18 protein-coding genes and 3 pseudogenes are annotated in these 16,424 nt (G+C 68.9%); 9 read left to right on the top strand and 12 right to left on the bottom strand.

Features of this window, described 5'->3' with window-relative positions:
- Positions 1 to 134: 134 nt before the first annotated feature.
- Positions 135 to 1,139, top strand: coding sequence for a 4-hydroxy-3-methylbut-2-enyl diphosphate reductase (locus Q5762_RS08710; RefSeq protein ID WP_315891413.1), 1,005 nt, complete (start codon positions 135 to 137; stop codon positions 1,137 to 1,139).
- An 89-nt stretch (positions 1,140 to 1,228) separates the two neighbouring features.
- A complete protein-coding gene (gene ppgK / locus Q5762_RS08705) occupies positions 1,229 to 1,978 on the top strand; it encodes a polyphosphate--glucose phosphotransferase (RefSeq protein WP_315891412.1) in 750 nt (249 codons plus the stop codon).
- 26 nt (positions 1,979 to 2,004) lie between these two features.
- Here the strand turns inward: ppgK and Q5762_RS08700 are convergent, their stop codons facing one another.
- Positions 2,005 to 2,706 carry a DUF6542 domain-containing protein gene (locus Q5762_RS08700; protein WP_399494718.1) on the bottom strand — a complete coding sequence of 234 codons (702 nt, stop codon included), beginning with the start codon at positions 2,704 to 2,706 and terminating at the stop codon, positions 2,005 to 2,007.
- Between the two features lie 208 nt (positions 2,707 to 2,914).
- On the opposite strand from Q5762_RS08700, the gene ychF reads away from it, so the two are divergent.
- Positions 2,915 to 4,003 (top strand): redox-regulated ATPase YchF, encoded by a 1,089-nt coding sequence (gene ychF / locus Q5762_RS08695; protein ID WP_315891411.1) that lies wholly within the window; start codon positions 2,915 to 2,917, stop codon positions 4,001 to 4,003.
- 243 nt (positions 4,004 to 4,246) lie between these two features.
- On the opposite strand, the gene Q5762_RS08690 is transcribed toward ychF, so the two are convergent.
- From Q5762_RS08690 to Q5762_RS08670, 5 genes are all read right to left on the bottom strand, one after another.
- A complete protein-coding gene (locus Q5762_RS08690) occupies positions 4,247 to 5,056 on the bottom strand; it encodes a strictosidine synthase (protein WP_315891410.1) in 810 nt (269 codons plus the stop codon).
- A gap of 72 nt (positions 5,057 to 5,128) precedes the next feature.
- Positions 5,129 to 5,995, bottom strand: coding sequence for an alpha/beta hydrolase (locus tag Q5762_RS08685; protein ID WP_315891409.1), 867 nt, complete (start codon positions 5,993 to 5,995; stop codon positions 5,129 to 5,131).
- 178 nt (positions 5,996 to 6,173) lie between these two features.
- The gene (locus Q5762_RS08680; protein WP_315891408.1) at positions 6,174 to 7,178 is read right to left on the bottom strand and encodes an NADP-dependent oxidoreductase; all 1,005 of its coding nucleotides are present in this window, start codon (positions 7,176 to 7,178) and stop codon (positions 6,174 to 6,176) included.
- 135 nt (positions 7,179 to 7,313) lie between these two features.
- Positions 7,314 to 8,369 carry an aldo/keto reductase gene (locus Q5762_RS08675; RefSeq protein ID WP_315891407.1) on the bottom strand — a complete coding sequence of 352 codons (1,056 nt, stop codon included), beginning with the start codon at positions 8,367 to 8,369 and terminating at the stop codon, positions 7,314 to 7,316.
- A 58-nt stretch (positions 8,370 to 8,427) separates the two neighbouring features.
- On the bottom strand, positions 8,428 to 9,120 hold the full coding sequence (locus Q5762_RS08670) for an SDR family oxidoreductase (protein ID WP_315891406.1): 693 nt from the start codon (positions 9,118 to 9,120) through the stop codon (positions 8,428 to 8,430).
- A gap of 117 nt (positions 9,121 to 9,237) precedes the next feature.
- Here Q5762_RS08670 and Q5762_RS08665 point away from each other — a divergent pair, with 117 nt between their 5' ends.
- On the top strand, positions 9,238 to 9,807 hold the full coding sequence (locus tag Q5762_RS08665; RefSeq protein WP_315891405.1) for a TetR family transcriptional regulator: 570 nt from the start codon (positions 9,238 to 9,240) through the stop codon (positions 9,805 to 9,807).
- A gap of 384 nt (positions 9,808 to 10,191) precedes the next feature.
- Here the strand turns inward: Q5762_RS08665 and Q5762_RS08660 are convergent, their stop codons facing one another.
- From Q5762_RS08660 to Q5762_RS08640, 5 genes are all read right to left on the bottom strand, one after another.
- Positions 10,192 to 10,599 (bottom strand): PIN domain-containing protein, encoded by a 408-nt coding sequence (locus Q5762_RS08660; protein WP_315891404.1) that lies wholly within the window; start codon positions 10,597 to 10,599, stop codon positions 10,192 to 10,194.
- On the bottom strand, positions 10,596 to 10,871 hold the full coding sequence (locus tag Q5762_RS08655; protein ID WP_093723595.1) for a hypothetical protein: 276 nt from the start codon (positions 10,869 to 10,871) through the stop codon (positions 10,596 to 10,598). The genes Q5762_RS08660 and Q5762_RS08655 overlap by 4 nt, the downstream gene beginning before the upstream one ends.
- A 299-nt stretch (positions 10,872 to 11,170) precedes the next feature.
- A complete protein-coding gene (locus Q5762_RS08650; RefSeq protein ID WP_315891403.1) occupies positions 11,171 to 11,434 on the bottom strand; it encodes a type II toxin-antitoxin system RelE/ParE family toxin in 264 nt (87 codons plus the stop codon).
- Positions 11,427 to 11,693 (bottom strand): type II toxin-antitoxin system Phd/YefM family antitoxin, encoded by a 267-nt coding sequence (locus Q5762_RS08645; protein WP_315891402.1) that lies wholly within the window; start codon positions 11,691 to 11,693, stop codon positions 11,427 to 11,429. The genes Q5762_RS08650 and Q5762_RS08645 overlap by 8 nt, the downstream gene beginning before the upstream one ends.
- A 153-nt stretch (positions 11,694 to 11,846) precedes the next feature.
- Complete coding sequence (locus Q5762_RS08640; protein ID WP_315891401.1) at positions 11,847 to 12,428, bottom strand: Uma2 family endonuclease; 582 nt, start codon at positions 12,426 to 12,428, stop codon at positions 11,847 to 11,849.
- A 207-nt stretch (positions 12,429 to 12,635) separates the two neighbouring features.
- On the opposite strand from Q5762_RS08640, the pseudogene Q5762_RS08635 reads away from it, so the two are divergent.
- The 4 genes and pseudogenes from Q5762_RS08635 to Q5762_RS08620 form a co-directional block, all read left to right on the top strand.
- Positions 12,636 to 12,899: pseudogene (locus Q5762_RS08635) on the top strand (type II toxin-antitoxin system Phd/YefM family antitoxin); the annotation flags it as partial.
- A 17-nt stretch (positions 12,900 to 12,916) separates the two neighbouring features.
- Positions 12,917 to 13,172, top strand: a pseudogene (locus Q5762_RS08630) (Txe/YoeB family addiction module toxin).
- A pseudogene (locus Q5762_RS39930) lies at positions 13,082 to 13,504 on the top strand (hypothetical protein); the annotation flags it as partial. The pseudogenes Q5762_RS08630 and Q5762_RS39930, both read left to right, overlap by 91 nt.
- 203 nt (positions 13,505 to 13,707) lie before the next feature.
- Positions 13,708 to 13,854 carry a hypothetical protein gene (locus Q5762_RS08620; protein WP_315891400.1) on the top strand — a complete coding sequence of 49 codons (147 nt, stop codon included), beginning with the start codon at positions 13,708 to 13,710 and terminating at the stop codon, positions 13,852 to 13,854.
- Between the two features lie 204 nt (positions 13,855 to 14,058).
- Here Q5762_RS08620 and Q5762_RS08615 read toward each other — a convergent pair whose 3' ends face one another.
- The gene (locus tag Q5762_RS08615; protein ID WP_315891399.1) at positions 14,059 to 15,564 is read right to left on the bottom strand and encodes a phosphoesterase; all 1,506 of its coding nucleotides are present in this window, start codon (positions 15,562 to 15,564) and stop codon (positions 14,059 to 14,061) included.
- Positions 15,565 to 15,949: 385 nt separating this feature from the next.
- On the opposite strand from Q5762_RS08615, the gene Q5762_RS08610 reads away from it, so the two are divergent.
- Complete coding sequence (locus tag Q5762_RS08610; RefSeq protein ID WP_315891398.1) at positions 15,950 to 16,330, top strand: hypothetical protein; 381 nt, start codon at positions 15,950 to 15,952, stop codon at positions 16,328 to 16,330.
- Positions 16,331 to 16,424: the final 94 nt, after the last annotated feature.

Below are 16,424 nucleotides of genomic sequence, written 5' to 3'. Positions count from 1 at the left end.
GCGGTCAGTCTCGGCCACGGTGTCGATCACGGCCCGTACCGACGCGGCCGAAGCGGGAGGGGTGGTACGGACCCCGACGTACCGACACCCCCCGCACCCGGCCGTAGCCGACCGGGGTATCACGCGGCCTTACGATGGGACGCATGACTGCGACGCCCGCGACCAACCGCCCGAAGCGTGTCCTCCTCGCCGCTCCCCGCGGCTACTGCGCGGGCGTGGACCGTGCCGTGATCGCCGTGGAGAAGGCCCTGGAGCAGTACGGTGCGCCGATCTACGTACGCCACGAGATCGTGCACAACAAGTACGTCGTCCAGACCCTGGAGCGGAAGGGCGCCATCTTCGTCGACCAGGCGACCGAGGTGCCGGCGGGCAACATCGTGATGTTCTCCGCGCACGGCGTCGCCCCGGCCGTGCACGAGGAGGCCCGGCAGGGCCGCCTCAAGACCATCGACGCGACCTGCCCGCTGGTCACCAAGGTGCACAAGGAGGCGGTCCGGTTCGCCAACGAGGACTTCGACATCCTCCTGATCGGTCACGAGGGCCACGAGGAGGTCATCGGCACCTCCGGCGAGGCCCCCGACCACATCCAGCTGGTCGACGGCCCCGAGGACGTCGCCAAGGTCGAGGTCCGCGACCCGTCCCGGGTCGTCTGGCTCTCCCAGACCACGCTCTCGGTGGACGAGACGATGGAGACGGTCGACGCGCTGAAGGAGAAGTTCCCGAACCTGATCTCGCCGCCGTCCGACGACATCTGCTACGCCACGCAGAACCGGCAGCTGGCCATCAAGGAGCTCGCCGGCCAGGCCGAGCTGGTGATCGTCGTCGGTTCGAAGAACTCCTCGAACTCGATCCGTATGGTCGAGGTCGCCAAGCAGGCGGGCGTCCCGGCCGCCTACCTGGTCGACTTCGCGAGCGAGATCGACGAGGCCTGGCTGGAGGGCGTCACCTCGGTCGGCCTGTCCTCGGGCGCGTCCGTCCCGGACGTCCTGGTGCAGGAGGTCCTGGAGTGGCTCTCCGAGCGGGGCTACGCGGACGTGGAGATCGTCAAGACGGCCGACGAGTCGCTGACCTTCTCGCTCCCGAAGGAGCTCCGGAACAGGGATCTGCGGGCCGAGGCCGCCGAACTGATCAAGGAGTAGTACTTCGCTGATCAAGGAGTAGTACTCGCTTGATCAAGGAGTAGTACTCCGGGGAGTCACTCCGCGGCCGAGCCTCTACCGTGGGTTCCATGAACGTCTTCGGAGTGGACATCGGCGGTTCGGGCATCAAGGGCGCTCCCGTGGACCTGGAGCGCGGTGAGCTCGCCGAGCCCCGCCACAAGGTACTGACCCCGCAGCCCGCCACACCCGACGGTGTGGCGGGCTGTGTCGTGGAGGTCGTGGAGAACTTCGGCTGGTCGGGCCCGATCGGGGTGACCTTCCCGGGCGTGGTCACCGGCTCCACGATCCGTACCGCCGCGAACGTCGACAAGAGCTGGATCGGCGTCGACGCGGGCAAGCTGCTGAGCGACCGGCTGGGCGGCCTCCCGGTGACGATCCTGAACGACGCGGACGCGGCGGGGATCGCCGAGATCACCTTCGGCGCGGGCCGGGGCCGTACGGGCACGGTGATCCTGCTGACGCTCGGTACGGGCATCGGCTCGGCGCTCTTCGTGGACGGCCGGCTCGTGCCGAACACCGAGCTGGGCCACCTGGAGCTGAAGGGCCACGACGCGGAGAAGCGGGCGTCGACGAAGGCCAAGGAGGACGAGGACCTCAGCTGGGAGCACTGGGCGCGGCGGGTGACGAAGTACCTGGCGCACGTGGAGATGCTGTTCTCGCCGGAGCTCTTCATCATCGGCGGGGGAGTGAGCCGGAAGGCGGACAGGTTCCTGCCGCTGATCGAGGGGATCAGCGCGGAGATCGTGCCGGCGGAACTGGAGAACAACGCGGGGATCGTGGGCGCGGCGATGGCGGCGGGGGGCGGGCGGGGGCGTTAGGGGCGCGGGGCGCGGGGCCGCAGTCGTCAGGGCCGCCGGACTCTCTCGGGGCTTTGGGGACTATGCGAGCCCTTCCGGCTCTCCGGGCGCTCGAGCTTTTCAAGCTTCTGGAGCTTCTGGGGGGTGCGGGGGGTGCGGGGGGTGCGGGGGGTGGCGGCGAGGCGCTGGCGGCGCCCCATGTCGCGTACCTTCCGGACGCTGGTGATCAGCCCGGCGACGAGGGTGCCGCCGTACAGCCACCCGGCGTGGACGGCGAGCGCGGTGACGACGGCCATGGCCTGCCCGCCGAAGCCGCCCGTACCGCCCGCGATGGGCACGACGCCGACGGCGAAGGCGATGGGCACGCTGATCGGGGCGGTGACCAGGTCGGCGGTCCGGACCCAGAGCGCGGTCAGGGCGCTGACCGGCAGGAACAGCAGGCCGAAGGCGATCGGGGAGCCGTCGAGGAGCAGCTGGTCGAGGAGGCCGAGCACGAGCATGGTGGCGGCGGCGAAGAGCCCGGCGCCGAGGCCGGTCAGCCTCGGGTTCGGCAGCCGCCGCAGCGCGACGACGACGGGCGGCACGGGGCGTCGCACGGGCACGGCCCGCTCGACCCGGCCACTGCCGGGGCTACCCGGACGTGCGGCGACCCGGTAGACGGCGGCACCCTCCACGAGCGCGCCGGGCGGCGTGAGGGGCGTTTGCGGTCGTCGGCGGCCTTGAGGCTGACTTGTCCTGTGCTGCTCCACTACACCAACGTAGGTCGGGAGGGGGTGGGGGAGCGGCCCAGGACACGCCCTTTGGGTGACGTAGCCGTCGAGAACGGCCGAAGGTCGGCGTCACAGGCCGGTTCGAGCCCCCCGTAAACTGGGGGATCGCCCCACCCGCCGCACCCCATACGTAGCCGTATCCGTATCCGTACGCCCATCCGCACTCCAGCTCCAGAAGGTCGCCACCGTGTCGCTCACGATCGGAATCGTCGGTCTGCCGAATGTCGGCAAGTCGACCCTCTTCAACGCCCTGACCAAGAACGACGTCCTGGCGGCCAACTACCCGTTCGCCACGATCGAGCCGAACGTCGGTGTCGTAGGCGTTCCGGACACCCGCCTGACGAAGCTGGCGGAGATCTTCGGCTCCCAGCGGATCCTCCCGGCGACGGTCGACTTCGTGGACATCGCGGGCATCGTGCGCGGCGCGAGCGAGGGTGAGGGCCTGGGCAACAAGTTCCTGGCGAACATCCGCGAGTCGGACGCGATCTGCCAGGTCATCCGGGCCTTCAAGGACGAGAACGTCGTGCACGTGGACGGCAAGGTCTCGCCGAAGGACGACATCGAGACGATCAACACCGAGCTGATCCTCGCGGACCTCCAGACGATCGAGAAGGTCCTCCCGCGCCTTGCGAAGGAGGCGCGGATCAAGAAGGACGTGGCGCCGAAGGTCGCGGCGGTCGAGGTGGCGAAGGAGATCCTGGAGCGCGGCGACACGCTGTTCTCGCAGGGCATCGTGCAGGGCACGGACAAGACGGAGCTCCTCCACGACCTGCACCTGCTGACGACGAAGCCGTTCCTCTACGTCTTCAACGTGGACGAGGACGAGCTGACGGACGACGCGTTCAAGGACGAGCAGCGCGCGCTGGTGGCCCCGGCGGAGGCGATCTTCCTCAACGCCAAGCTGGAGCAGGACCTCGCGGAGCTGGACGAGGAGGACGCCATGGAGCTCCTCCAGTCGGTCGGCGCCGAGGAGCCGGGCCTCGCGATCCTGGCCCGCGTCGGCTTCGACACCCTGGGCCTCCAGACCTACCTGACGGCCGGCCCGAAGGAATCCCGCGCCTGGACGATCAAGAAGGGCGCGACGGCCCCGGAGGCGGCCGGCGTGATCCACACGGACTTCCAGAAGGGCTTCATCAAGGCCGAGGTCATCTCCTTCGCCGACCTCGTCGAAACGGGCTCGGTAGCCGAAGCCCGCGCGGCCGGCAAGGCCCGCATGGAGGGCAAGGAGTACGTGATGCAGGACGGCGACGTGGTGGAGTTCCGCTTCAATGTGTAGCGGCTGACATACCACCACGTCGCTGATCTGGCAAACGTGCAGGTCAGGTGGGGCCCGGCTCTTCGGAGTCGGGCCCTTTGTCTTGTCCCGTGCTGGGATGGTGCTGGGATAGCTGACCCCTCGTCACCTGTCATCACCCCTGCTCATCCTTACCGTGCTGGGATGGTGCTGGGACGGCATGAAGCGCCCGCGCTGGCTTGATTGCTCAGCAGGTCCGCCGGACCTGCTCCACGCTCTGGCCGTTCACTCCTGGTAACGCGGGAGGATGTCGCCGTTCTTGACGAAGGTAAAGGCGGCGGCGACGTCGTATGCATGGATCGCGGAGGCGAGCGGTGCCAGCTGGTTGGTCAGGCCCTCGATCGCATTGCCGGTGAAGAATGCGTCCCGTGCCGCGCTGTCGCTGAACCCAAGGACGAGGGAGGCGTGGAATCGCTGGTCGTGGGGGTTGTCGTGGGCGACGTTCGGGGTGTCCCAGAGCTTTTCGCTCCAGGGCAGGAACGTCTGCGTGCGCAGTTCCTTCAACGCTGCAGTGTCGGCGAGTGCGAAAACGAGCTGCTCGTTGACGAACTTCCGGAACTCGCCTGCGCCGACCCCGTCTCTGCGGCGCAGGTAGATCAGGGTGCGGGCACCGACCGTCTCGCCGGGGCCGACGACGTCATACCAGCGGGAGGAGTTCGGCGGGCCGGCGTAGAGCAGGGTGCGGCGGAACACGTTGATCTCGTCGGCGTGGGCCAGCTTCGTCTGCTTACGCCCTTTCAGGGGCGCAAGCGCCGATTGGAAGGTGACTTCGGCGACGCCGTCGATCTTCCGGTCCGCGGGGATCGAGGTCTGCACCCGGTCGGTCGCCGGCCACCGGCCCGGGTTGTGCTCGGCGAGGTGGATCTGCCGGTACTCCTCCAGGCCCGGGGTGGCGGAAATGATCCCTGAGTGCGGGCCCTTCCAGTGGTCCATGCCGGTCTGGCGGGGCTGGTCGGTGCGCACCCACAGCAGGATCGAGGAAGTGAGGTGCTTCTTCTCCACACCCAGCCGAGCGGCGGACGGTGAGGTGCTCATGGTGCTGCTCTTCTCTTCCTGGTCACCGAAGCTTCCTGGTCACCGAACGTAAGTTGCGATGTTCGCCGGTGGTCAACGGGCGAGGAACTCGACCGTGAGGGGGGCGAACTGCTGGTGGTACTGGAAGATGCCGCCGTGACCGGAGTCGGGGTAGATGATCAGCTCGCTGTCCTTGATGCGTCGGTGCAGGTCCTCGGAGAGGACCGAGGGCACCATGCGGTCGTTGTCGCCGTTGGCGATCAGGGTGGGCTGGGCGAGCTGCGACAAGTCGTCGGGGGTGGAGCGCCCCCACTTCTTGATCGCCTTCAGCTGCATCTGGAATGCCTTGACCTTGATTTTGGCATCGCGGTCAGCGGTGCGCTCCTTGAGCCGGTTGACGAACGCGCGCGCGGCGGGCTTGCCGGTGGCGTTGCGGTTGAAGAACAGGAACTCCTTGGGGTCCGACCGGGTCAGGGTGGCGCGCAGCACGTCCCAGTACGTGATACCGGCGACCTTGTCGATGTCCTTGCCGCCCTTGGGCCCGGTGCCGGTGAGGACGAGTTTGCGGACGAGCTCGGGGTGCTTCACCACCAGGGCCTGGGCGATGAAGCCACCGAGGGAGAAGGAGAAGACATCGATCTTGTCGAAGCCGAGCGCCGTGATGAAGGTGTAGGCGTCATCAGCCATCGCCTCGATGCTGTCCGGCACCTGGCCCGTGGAGGCACCGACACCGCGCTGATCGAAGGCGATGACGTGACGGCCCTTCGCAATGGGGTCGATGATGCGCGGGTCCCAGTTGTCCAGGGTCGCGGCGAGGTGCACGAAGAACACGACGGGGACGCCGCCCTTGGGCCCTAGCTCGCGAAAAGCGTAGGTTACGCCGCCGGCAGTGACGGTGCGGGCCGGGGCATGGGCGTACGAGGTGATGACGGGTTCGTTCGGGGTGCCGGTGCTGCTCATGATGGTTTCTCCTGGTGTGTTTCTGGTCGCCTGCCGCGGGTGGCGGAGGGTCAGCTGGGGCTGATGACGACGGCGGCCCTGGCGAAGCCGGGCGCCTTGCCTGCGACCGGGCGCACCACGCCTTGCCCGACGCGGGTGGTGATCTGGCGGAGGGCCGGGCGATGCCGGCGCGCCCGCCCTACGTCATGGAGACGACGACCTTGCCGGCCTTCGCCCGGCCCCTCTCGACGTACTCCATGGCTTGAAGGGTTTCGCCGAACGGGAAGACACGCTCGACGACGGGGCGGATCTTCCCGGCGTCGATGAGAGGGTTGAGTTCGCGCAGCTGGTCGCCACTCGCCTTCATGAACAGGAACGAGTACGTCACGCCGAGGCGCTTGGCCCGGCGCCGGGTCTTGGAACTGAGCGCGGTCATGGCCAGGCGGAGGACCGGGTTCGCGCCGAGTTCGCGGGCGAAGGCCGGGTCGGGCGGGCCCGCGACGCTGACGGCCTGACCGCCGGGCTTGAGTACACGCAAAGACCTGACCAGATTGTCGCCGCCGAGGCTGTCCAGGACGACGTCGTAGCCGTCGAGGATCTCCTCGAAGTCCTGGGTGCTGTAGTCGATGACGACGTCCGCGCCGAGTTCCCTGACCAGATCGACGTTGGCGGTGCTCGCGGTGGTGGCCACGTGCGCGCCCAGGGCCTTGGCCAGCTGGACGGCGATGGAGCCGAGGCCGCCGGCGCCCGCGTGGATGAGGACCTTCTGGCCCGGCCGTACGCGTGCCCGTTCGACCAGCGCCTGCCATGCGGTGAGGGCGACCAGGGGGAGGGAGGCGGCCTCGGTCATCGTGAGACCGTCCGGCTTCGGGGCCAGGTCGTCCTGGTGGACGGCGAGGCGTTCGGCGAAGGTGCCGATGCGGTCCTTGTCCGGCCGGGCGTAGACCTCGTCGCCCACCGCGAAGCGGGTGACGGACGGGCCGACCCGGACGACCTTCCCGGCGAGGTCGTTGCCCAGGACGAGCGGGAGACGGTAGGGCAGGAACGCCTTGAAGGCCCCGTCGCGGAGCTTGATGTCCAGCGGGTTGACGCTCGCCGCCCGGATCTCGACCAGGACGTCCTCGGCGCCGACCTGCGGGTCGGGTACCTCGGCGGCGCGCACCCCGGCCGGGCCGCCGTACTTCTCGACCAGGAAAGCCTTCATCGTCGTCTCCGTTCCGATGCCCGTCCGTGGGAGGACGGGGTCTTCGTTCGTCCCGGGCTTCTCCCAGTACGAGACAGTTTGTGGCGTCTTCTTGACTGCGGCGCGGGGCGCCGCTCCCGCATCCGCGTTGGCCCTTCAGGCCACCGGCACAACCGGGCCGACGACGCGGTCGGCGGCGCCTCCCTGGAGGCGGTCCAAGGTGGCGGCGATCCCCTCGTGGGGCGCGCCGAGCGGCACCGCGCTGACCTCGGCCAGGCGGGTGTACTGCTCGTCGGTCAGCCGGACGTCGAGGGCGCCGAGGTAGCTGTCGAGCTGGGCGAGGTTGCGCGGGCCGATGATCGGGACGAGCGTCGCCACGGACCGGGAGGCGCGCTCGCGCACCCAGGCGACCGCCACCTGGGCGGGCGTCACGCCGGTCTCCTGGGCGATGGCCAGGACGGTGTCGACGACGGCGGTCTTCTGGTCGGTGCTCTCGGTGTGGATGACCGCCCCCAGGTCGGTCAGGCGCCCCTCGGCGGAGCCGCGGTACTTGCCGGTGAGCAGTCCGCCGCCGAGCGGAGACCACAGGGCGGCGCCGAGCCCGAGGCTCTCGGCCATGGGCAGCAGTTCGCGGTCGGCGGTGCGCTCGACGAGGCTGTACTCGTGCTGGATGCCCACGATCGGGGCCCAGTTCTTCAGGTCCCCGAGGGTCACCGCGCGCGAGACGCGCCAGGCGGGGAAGTTGGACAGTGCGGCGTGGTGGATCTTGCCGGCGCTCACCAGGTCGTCGAGTCCACGCAGGAGCTCCTCCATCGGAGTGAGCTCGTCGGGGAAGTGCACCCACAGCAGGTCGATGTAGTCGGTGCCCAGGCGCTTCAGGCTGGCCTCCACCGAGGCGACCATGTTCTTGCGGCTGTTGCCCGTCCTGGAGATGTCCGGCTGCGGCGCGGCCCCGAGGGAGAACTTGGTGGCCAGGACGAAGTGATCGCGGTCGGCGGAGATCAGCTTTCCGGTCAGCTCCTCGGACTCCCCGAACTGGTAACCGTCCGCGCTGTCGAGGAAGGTGCCGCCCGCCTCGGCGAACCGGTCGAACATGCGGCGTGCCTCGTCCGGCTCGGCGCCGGCGCCCCAGCCGGTGCCGAAGTTCGCCGTGCCGAGCGCGTACTCGGACACGCGCAGTCCGGTCCGGTGTCCGAAGGTCGTGTAACGCATCAGGGGTCCTTACGTAAGGGGATCAGGAAGGAGCTGTGCTGCCGCGGAGGCGGGAGACTCAGGCCGCGTTCGGCTGAGGCGTGGCGGCCAGGCTCTGCTTGACCTGACGGGTGAGCTCGTCGGCGACGATCTCGGGCAGGCCCGTCTCGATGCCGTACAGGGCCTGGGCTGCGACGTCGGAGGCGGCGGTCTTCTGGTCGGCGGGGATGCCGGCGGCCATGTCGGTGTCCATGTAGCCGACGTGCAGCGCCGAGACGGCGATGCCGCGAGGCGCCAGCTCGTCGCGGGTCGCACCGGTCAGTGCCCAGGCGGCGGCCTTGGACGCGGCGTAGGAGCCGAGTCCTGCCGGGTGCAGCCAGGACAGGACGGACAGGACGTTGAGTACGGCGCCGCCGCCGTTGCCCTCGATGACGGGGGCGAAGGCGCGGGTCGTGGCGAGCGGGCCGTAGAAGTTGGTCTCCATCTCCCGGCGCACCTCATCGGTGTCGCCTCCGATCAGCGTCGCGCCGGTGGAGATGCCCGCGTTGTTGATCAGCAGGGTCGCATCCGACGCGATGCGGGCGGCCTCCCGTATCGATGCCTCGTCCGTCACGTCGAGGCGCAGCGGGATGACGTCCGGCACGTCGACCGTCTCGGGGCGGCGGGCCGCCGCGTACACCTTCGCGCCGCGCTCCACGAGCTGGGCGGCCAGGTGCCGTCCGAGGCCCCGGTTGGCGCCGGTGACGACCGCGACCGCGTTCTTCAGTTCCATGCCTGCTCCTGGTCTTCGGCGGGTGCCGTCGGGCCACCCGGACGATTTAGATTATGAAACCAATCTAAACACGGGTCTACGATAGATGCCAGTCGACATCCAAACGGGAGGGTGATCATGGGCCGCGTATCGCAGGCGCAGGCGGAGGAGAACCGCAGGCGGGTGGTGGACACCGCCTCGCGGCTGTTCCGGGAGCAGGGCACGCAGGTGAGCGTCGCCGACCTGATGAAGGCGGCCGGCCTGACCCACGGTGCCTTCTACAAGCAGTTCGCCTCCAAGGAGGCGCTCGTCGACGAGGCCACCGCCCACGCCTTCGACGAGCTCGCCCGGGGTCACACCGCAGGGCTCGCGCGGTACGAAGGGCAGCGGGACGCCGCCCAGCGGGCGCTGATCGACGCCTACCTCTCCGTCGAACACCGCGACGACCCGGCGGACGGCTGCCCGGTCGCCGCGCTCGCCACGGACATCGCACGCGAAGGCGGGGGTCGTGAGGCCCGTCGTGTCTACACCGAGGGGGTGGCCGACTTCGCCGACTTTCTCGGCGGTGACGACCAGGACGGCATCGCCCGCCTCTGCACCCTGTTCGGCGCGCTGGTCCTGTCCCGGGCCACCAAGGGCTCCCCGCTCTCGGAGGAGATCCTTGCCGCCGCGCACGCAGCCTTGATCAGGGGCGCGGCGGTCGAGTAGGTGATGCGGGGTGATCCAGCGACCACGGGGCCGGGCTGACACAGTCTGCGGCACTTGGCCCTGTGCTCACTGTGGATCGTGCCGGATTGGTTCGGCGTCGTCTGCGTAGGCCAGAGGCGCCTGGGCGCCGGTGAAGGCACCGCGAAGATCTCCACCCACCCCAGCGCCAGCCCCGCACGGGTGTCTACGTCATCGGGCAGCAGTGGGGCGGCCATCGCCGGCCAGAGCGGGGTGTCGGCGGCCCGCTCGCCTCCCCGGGTGCCGCCGGAGGCGGGGCAAGGAGGGCGGTGCGGGCAGCGGGCATCGCTCGCGCACTCGTGGTAGAGCCGTGACCTGGCTCGACCGCTCACCGAACCCATTCGGTCAAAGGGCCAGACCCCAAGCTCAGACATCCTTGATCTGTACGCGATCGCCGCACAGTTTGGACCAGTCGTCGCGGTCCGAAGTCAGGACAAGCACGGGCGCCGGAGAGCGGAGCGCCATCGCGGCGACGAGGGCGTCAATGGCGTACTTGTGGCCGTGCAGGCCGCCGGCGTCGCTGAGCAGCTGCACCGCGGTGAGACTGTCCGCCTCGGTGACGTCCTGGACCTGAAGCCGGGAGAGCACCCAGCGCAGCCGGGCGGCGTCGGTCTTCCCGTAGACGGCCTCCACGACCGTCAGGGCCGACACCAGGACGGGCACGCCTACGCGTCGGGCGGCCTCGATCCGGGTGATCATCTGGCGGTCGTTGCGCAGGAGCAGCGAGAGGGCCTGGGAGTCCAGAATCAGGGTCCTGGCCGCGGGTGCCTTCATGCGGCGCTGTCGCCGGACGCGTACGGCGCCGGTGCGTCACCGAACAGTTCGCGCTGCGCGGCCTGGACCTCGGCCTCGCTCAGCGGCTCGTGCTCGGCTTCGTATGCCGCCACGATCTCGGCGAGGCCGTCCATCGCCAGCTGATGCCGGACCGCCGCGGTCACGTAGGCGGACACGCCGCGCTTGCCGGTGCGCGTGCGCAAAGCGCCGAGGAGTTCCGAGGGCATCGAGACGGAGATGTTCTCCGTGCCGCCGGGGCGGGGTGACTTCATGCAGCCAGTCTAGTACAGGAACTATTACAGCGCTGAGGTGCTGTGCGGCCTCATCGTTGATGCGTAGGCTTGGCGCCCCGGACCTTCTTGTACTTTGTCGCGGCTCCCGTGCTGGGATGGTGCTGGGATGCGCCTGTATTTCCGCAGGTCAGAGCCTTGTGGTGGAATCCCGCTTCAACGTGTGATCCCCTACCCAGAGGTGGCCTGACCTGCGAATACACGGGTCAGGCCGTTTCGCTGTCCGCAGCTGTCCGCAGCTGTCCGCAGAACTCCGGCGTGGTTTCCCGCCGCCGCGCGGGTCAGGTGCCGTAGATGGTGGATCGGTGTCCGACGTGGACGACCCAGACCACCAGTTCCCCGTCGTCGATCGTGTAGATGACGCGGTAATCGCCCACCCGGAGGCGGCGGCGGTCGGGCTGGGACACGAGAGCCGTGGTGCTGAAGCCGAAGGGGTCACTCTCCAGCTCGGTCAGTTTGGCCAGGATGCGGAGCGCCATGTCGCGGGGGAGCTTGCGCAGCTCCGCTTGAGCCTCGGGGCGGAAGACGGTGCGGTACTCACTCACCGCGAGCCAGCGTTTCCCTCATGACGTCCTCGATCGGGACGCCGGCCGAAGTGTTCGCCATGCGTTCGTCGATGATCCGGTTGATCTCGCGCTCTTCCCACTCCTGGTACTTGCGCAGTACCTCGATCGACACCACGGCGGCCACTTGCTTGCCGCGCCGCGTGATGACGGTGGGTACGTCATCCCGGTCGGCCCGCTCGACGACCTCGGCCAGGTGGGCACGTACATCACGGATGGACTCTATGGGCATCTGACTCATGAGCCCAAGCGTACCGAGTGTTGCATGTGTACACAATCTGCGCCGACTCTGGGCGCCCGCCGCCGTCCTGCCGTCGCGCAGCACCGAGAGATGGGGCCTCCCGTGATCCACGGGTCCAGGGCGACGTCCGCGTGCCGACGTGGTGCTGACCTTTCAGCTGCTTCGGGGTGGTGTGAGCCTGTCGAGGTCCAGGCTGATCGCGAACGGCACCGGGCGCTGGAGGGTGCCCCGGAAGATGCCGGCGGGCGCGTAGGCGCCGGTGGGTTCGTCGAGTTCGTAGACGTGGACGACGGGTGCGCCGTCCTCGTCCTCGATGCACCAGTAGTGCGGGATGCCAGCCTCTGCGTACTTGCGAAGTTTGACTGTGCGGTCGCGGTGGGCGGACTCGGGTGATACGGCCTCAACTACGAGCTTCACGTCCTCCGGGGTGTACCAGGTGCGGTCCGGGTCGTAGGGCAGGTCAGTCAGCAAGAGATCCGGCTCGGGGCGGTTGCGGGCATCGAGGCGAATCGTCATCTCCCGCTCGACCTCGAAGCCGGCTGGCGCCTGCGCCATGAGTGTGGTGGTCAGGGCGGTGACGAGGCGGCCATGCCAGGACCGCTGGGGCGACATCATGAAGACGAGGGCTCCGTCGATGAGCTCGGTGTGGCGGGGCGCCTCGGGGAGGCGGTCGAGGTCCTCCGCGAACCAGCCTTCCGCGCGCGGCGGGCGCATCCAGTCGGGCAGTGCGGTCATGGCTTCACGGTAGCGGCCCGCGGCTCTGGCTGAAGAGCCAGTGTCCTCGGTTGGAGATTTTCGGCCCATGGCTCCACATCCCGATGGAGCCGCTTGGGTGATGGCGTCGAGCCCTCGTGGCGGACACGATCTTCCCGTGCTGATTCTGTGCTGACTTGGACCCGCTGCAACCGCGTTTCCGCAGGTCGGGGGTCGAGAGGGTCAGGTCTGTCGATAACTGCGAGCGAAGCCCGCAAGGCGCTCCTTCCGCTGATCAAGAAGGTCAACGACGATCACGAGGCCAGCGAGATCGTCTCCAAGCACGGCAATGCCGTGCTCGTCTCGGCCGAGGACTACGCGGCGCTGCGCGAAGGCTCGTACCTGCTGCGCTCTCCGGCGAATGCTCGTCGGCTGCTCAAGGCGTACGAGAACGCCCTCACCAACATCAACGTGTCGGAGCGCGAGCTGATCGATCCCGACTCGGCAGATGCCGCCGGTGAGGGTGCTGCGTGGGGCTCGTCGACGAGGATCAGGGCTGGGAGGACTGCACGTCCTGGCTCAAGAACGATCGCAAGATGCTCGCTCGGATCAACAAGCTCATCGAGGACGTCAAGCGTGACCCCCTTCACCGGGATCGGCAAGCCCGAGCCACTCAAGTACCACTTGCCCGGGGCGTGGTCGAGGCGGATCGACGACGAGCACCGCCTTGTCCACCTGGTCACGGACAGAGGGATCGTGATCCTCGCGGCTCGCTGTCACTGCTGACTGCTGGGCCGTCCGTGCCAGGTGCCGCTCCCGTGACTGGGCGGCGTTGGAAGGGGCTCCGATCTCACGTCGGCAGGTGCCTGAAAGGGACTCGGCGTGGCGGTCTGGTGCATCTCTTCGAGCGGGAGTGCTCGCTCCAGCGCCGCCATCAGAAGATCATCGAGGAGGCTCCTGCGGCCGGCCTGTCCTCCGAGGTCCGTGAGGCGCTGCTCGAAGCGGCCGTGCGAGGGGCCATGGCCCTGGGTTACGTCAACGCCGGGACCTTCGAGTTCATTCTCGACGCCGACGACCGCTTCTGCTTCTTGGAGGTCAACACGCGGCTGCACGTCGAGCGTCCGGTCACCGAGGAGATCGCCGGTGACGACCTCGTGGAGTGGCAGCTCCGCGTGGCCGGCCGGGGAGCGGCTCCTGCTGGCCCAGCGCGAGATCACCGCCACCGGGCACTGTGGAGTGCCGCGTGTACGCCGAGGACCCGGACGCCGGGATCCAGCCGGCCCCCGGCGGGCGGACGTGACGGAATGGCCCGCCGACGTACGTGCGGAGGCCGCCTTGCGACACGTACGGAGAGCTCCCGGCCTTCTACGACCGCACCGGCGCCGCCCTGCGCTCGCTCGCCCGCCCGGAACAGTTGGGCCGTCTGGTCCACCACGACGGCAGAACCAGCCACTTCGAGCAGGTCTGAGCAGGTGGTGCAGCCGGATTCCAGGGCGCCGCCGTCTACGGACCTGACAGGGGCGGTGTTGTAGCGGGTGGGGCGTGCGCCCCTCGACCTCGTATACGACGCCGACCAGGTTGGTGCCCGCGCTCGTGGCGGGAGCGCTGGACCTACGACGGACCCCGCTCAAGGAATCAGCCTGACCCCGCCACGAACTTTCGCGGGGCAGTACTAGCGGAGGTTGATGAACACAGGGTTCGAGTAGAACCAGAGGTCGGCCCAGGGGCTTTCCAGCCCGTCGGCGAGGGGTTCGGCCTCGTCGGTGCTGGTGCCGCGCACGCGGGCGTAGAGGTCGGATTCCACGTTCCGCAGGGTGTGCCGGATGACGTATTCCTTGCCCTGCATGCGCCAGTCGCGCGGGCCGAACCGCGCCACGACCTTCGTGGTCGGGTTGGTGTCGGTATCGATGCTGGCGCTGGGACCTGTGATCTGGCCCACGATCAGGTCGACGCGCTGGACCTCGGGGTGGTCGCCACCTGCGTTCTTGCCCTCCAGCGGCCGGAACCGGATCTCGATGTCGACGTCCGTGCGGTTGCGGGAGCTCACCGTGAGCGTCTCGCCCATGGTCGCCTGCTTGCCGCGGTTGCTCGCGGTGAGGTCGAGACTGGTGATCAGGTCACCGGTTCCCACCCAGATGCGGCCGTTGCGCAGGCCGTCCATGACGTCGGCGTAGTCCTGACGGGCCAGCACCCACGTCTTGCTGTACTCGCCGGGCCAGAAGTCCGAGCCGCCCCGCGTCCAGTGCACGTGCGAGTCCGAGGTCGCGGTGATCCACCACCGGCGGCCCTCGCCGAGCAGCGAGTCCCACAGTCCGCCGACGCGAGCCGTCATCTGGTCGAAGCCGCCATAGGTCGGGTGGCTCCCGTACGCGCCGCGAGCCTCTCCGACGAGCGGGCCCGCCTGGTGGCCGGGAGCGCCTTCGAAGCCGACGTAGATCTCCGGAGCGGCGTTGTTGCCATTGCGGAACTCCCTGGGAGTGTCCTGCCCGTAGACGCCGAGACCGGTGGCCGACCGCGAGGCGTGGTGGGCGATCACCAGCGGCTTGCGGGGCATGTCTTTGGCGGCCTTGAGGAACTCGACCATCTTGGCCTCGGTGTCGCGGCCGGGATCGGCGGGGAAGGCGTCGCGCTTGGCGAAGCGGCTCTCCAGCTCGAACAGCTGCTGGGCCTCGTCACGGTGGTGAGGGATCATCAGCGTGTGGTGGTCCAGGGCCGGGGCGTCGAACTCCATGCCCCAGAACTGCAGGACCTCGGGCACCAGTACACGCGAGCGCAGCAGGTCGGGGTACGCCTGCTCCAGGTTCACCTTCGAGTGCGTCGGACCGCCGTGGTCGGTGCACATCACCCAGCTGAGACCGAAGTGCTTGGCCATGATGGCGTTCGTGACGATCGGGTAGACCGCGTCGCCACCCTTGATGAACTTAGGCGGGTTCGTCGACGTGTCGAACGAGCCGCTGTACTCCGAGTGCACGTGGTGATCGCCGGCACGCCATACCCGGTGTCGGGAGTTGCCGGACTGCCCGGTCCTGCGGTCGTCCTCGTCGTCGTCGGCCGCCGCCGGGCCGGCGCCCAGCAGGGGGCTCGCCGCCGCCAGCGTCGCTCCCACGCCGGCGTACTTGACCAAACGGCGCCGGGAGATCGCGGAGTACTCAGGATCTTCGCTGTGTCTGTCCGTCATCGTGAAGCCTCTCCTTCAACTGACATGGGGGCACCTGAGTTTCGAGGGAGAAACCGAACGCAGGATGAACAGCGTTGGGGGCGACCGAGAACACCAATTTCCGGCCTTCTGGCCGACCCGGCGCCGTCGCACGTCCGACACCGAGTCGCACGTCCGACACCGAGTCGCACGTCGGCGGTGCGGAGACGTGAGCCGAGTCGGCGTCAGTTCGAGCAGTGGGTACCCGAGGCTCCATCCGGTGTTGAGAGGAACCCGGCCAAGCAAATTGATCCATTGAGCGGTGTGCATCGTGAGAGCGGATCACGGCTGGCCGAGGTGAACTGGACATGCCTGCCGAGGAGTTGGCCAAGCAGCTGCAGGCGTTCCAAGCCGAGCGGGGGAGCTGGTGATCGCCGAGTCGGTCCTCGGCCGGGCCGAACAGGACCGGGCCGCGGCGCAGGCCGCCGCGGCCGTCGCCCTGACTCCCGTCCGGGTGGCGGGGCGGGTGGTCCTGCCTGGAGATGGCGGTGCGCGGCGGGCTGCAACCGCCGTGCGCGAAGATGACCAGGATCGCCGGCCGCGGCTCGCCGACCCGATACGCGGCCGCCTGAAGAAGATCGGCTCACGGTGGCGGGCCCTGCCCGCGGGGAGGATCGCCGCCATCGTGCCGGCGGTGCTGCGCTGTGACCAGCGGCCGGGCGACCTGGCCGGCGGTAACGGGATATACCGCACCATCGTGACTGGAAGGCCTATTCGGACAGGCGCAAACACCACGGCCTGCTCGTGATCGCGCTCACCGACGACCGGGGCGGCTGATCTGGGTCTCGGCGGCCCGGCCCGGGCAGACCTCGGAGATCACCGCCCGCCGTCATGACAAGCTC

The organism is Streptomyces sp. P9(2023), from assembly GCF_032436795.1.
GTDB lineage: Bacteria > Actinomycetota > Actinomycetes > Streptomycetales > Streptomycetaceae > Streptomyces.
Note: the sequence above shows the minus strand (reverse complement) of the source record. Positions and strands in the feature narration are given on the sequence as shown.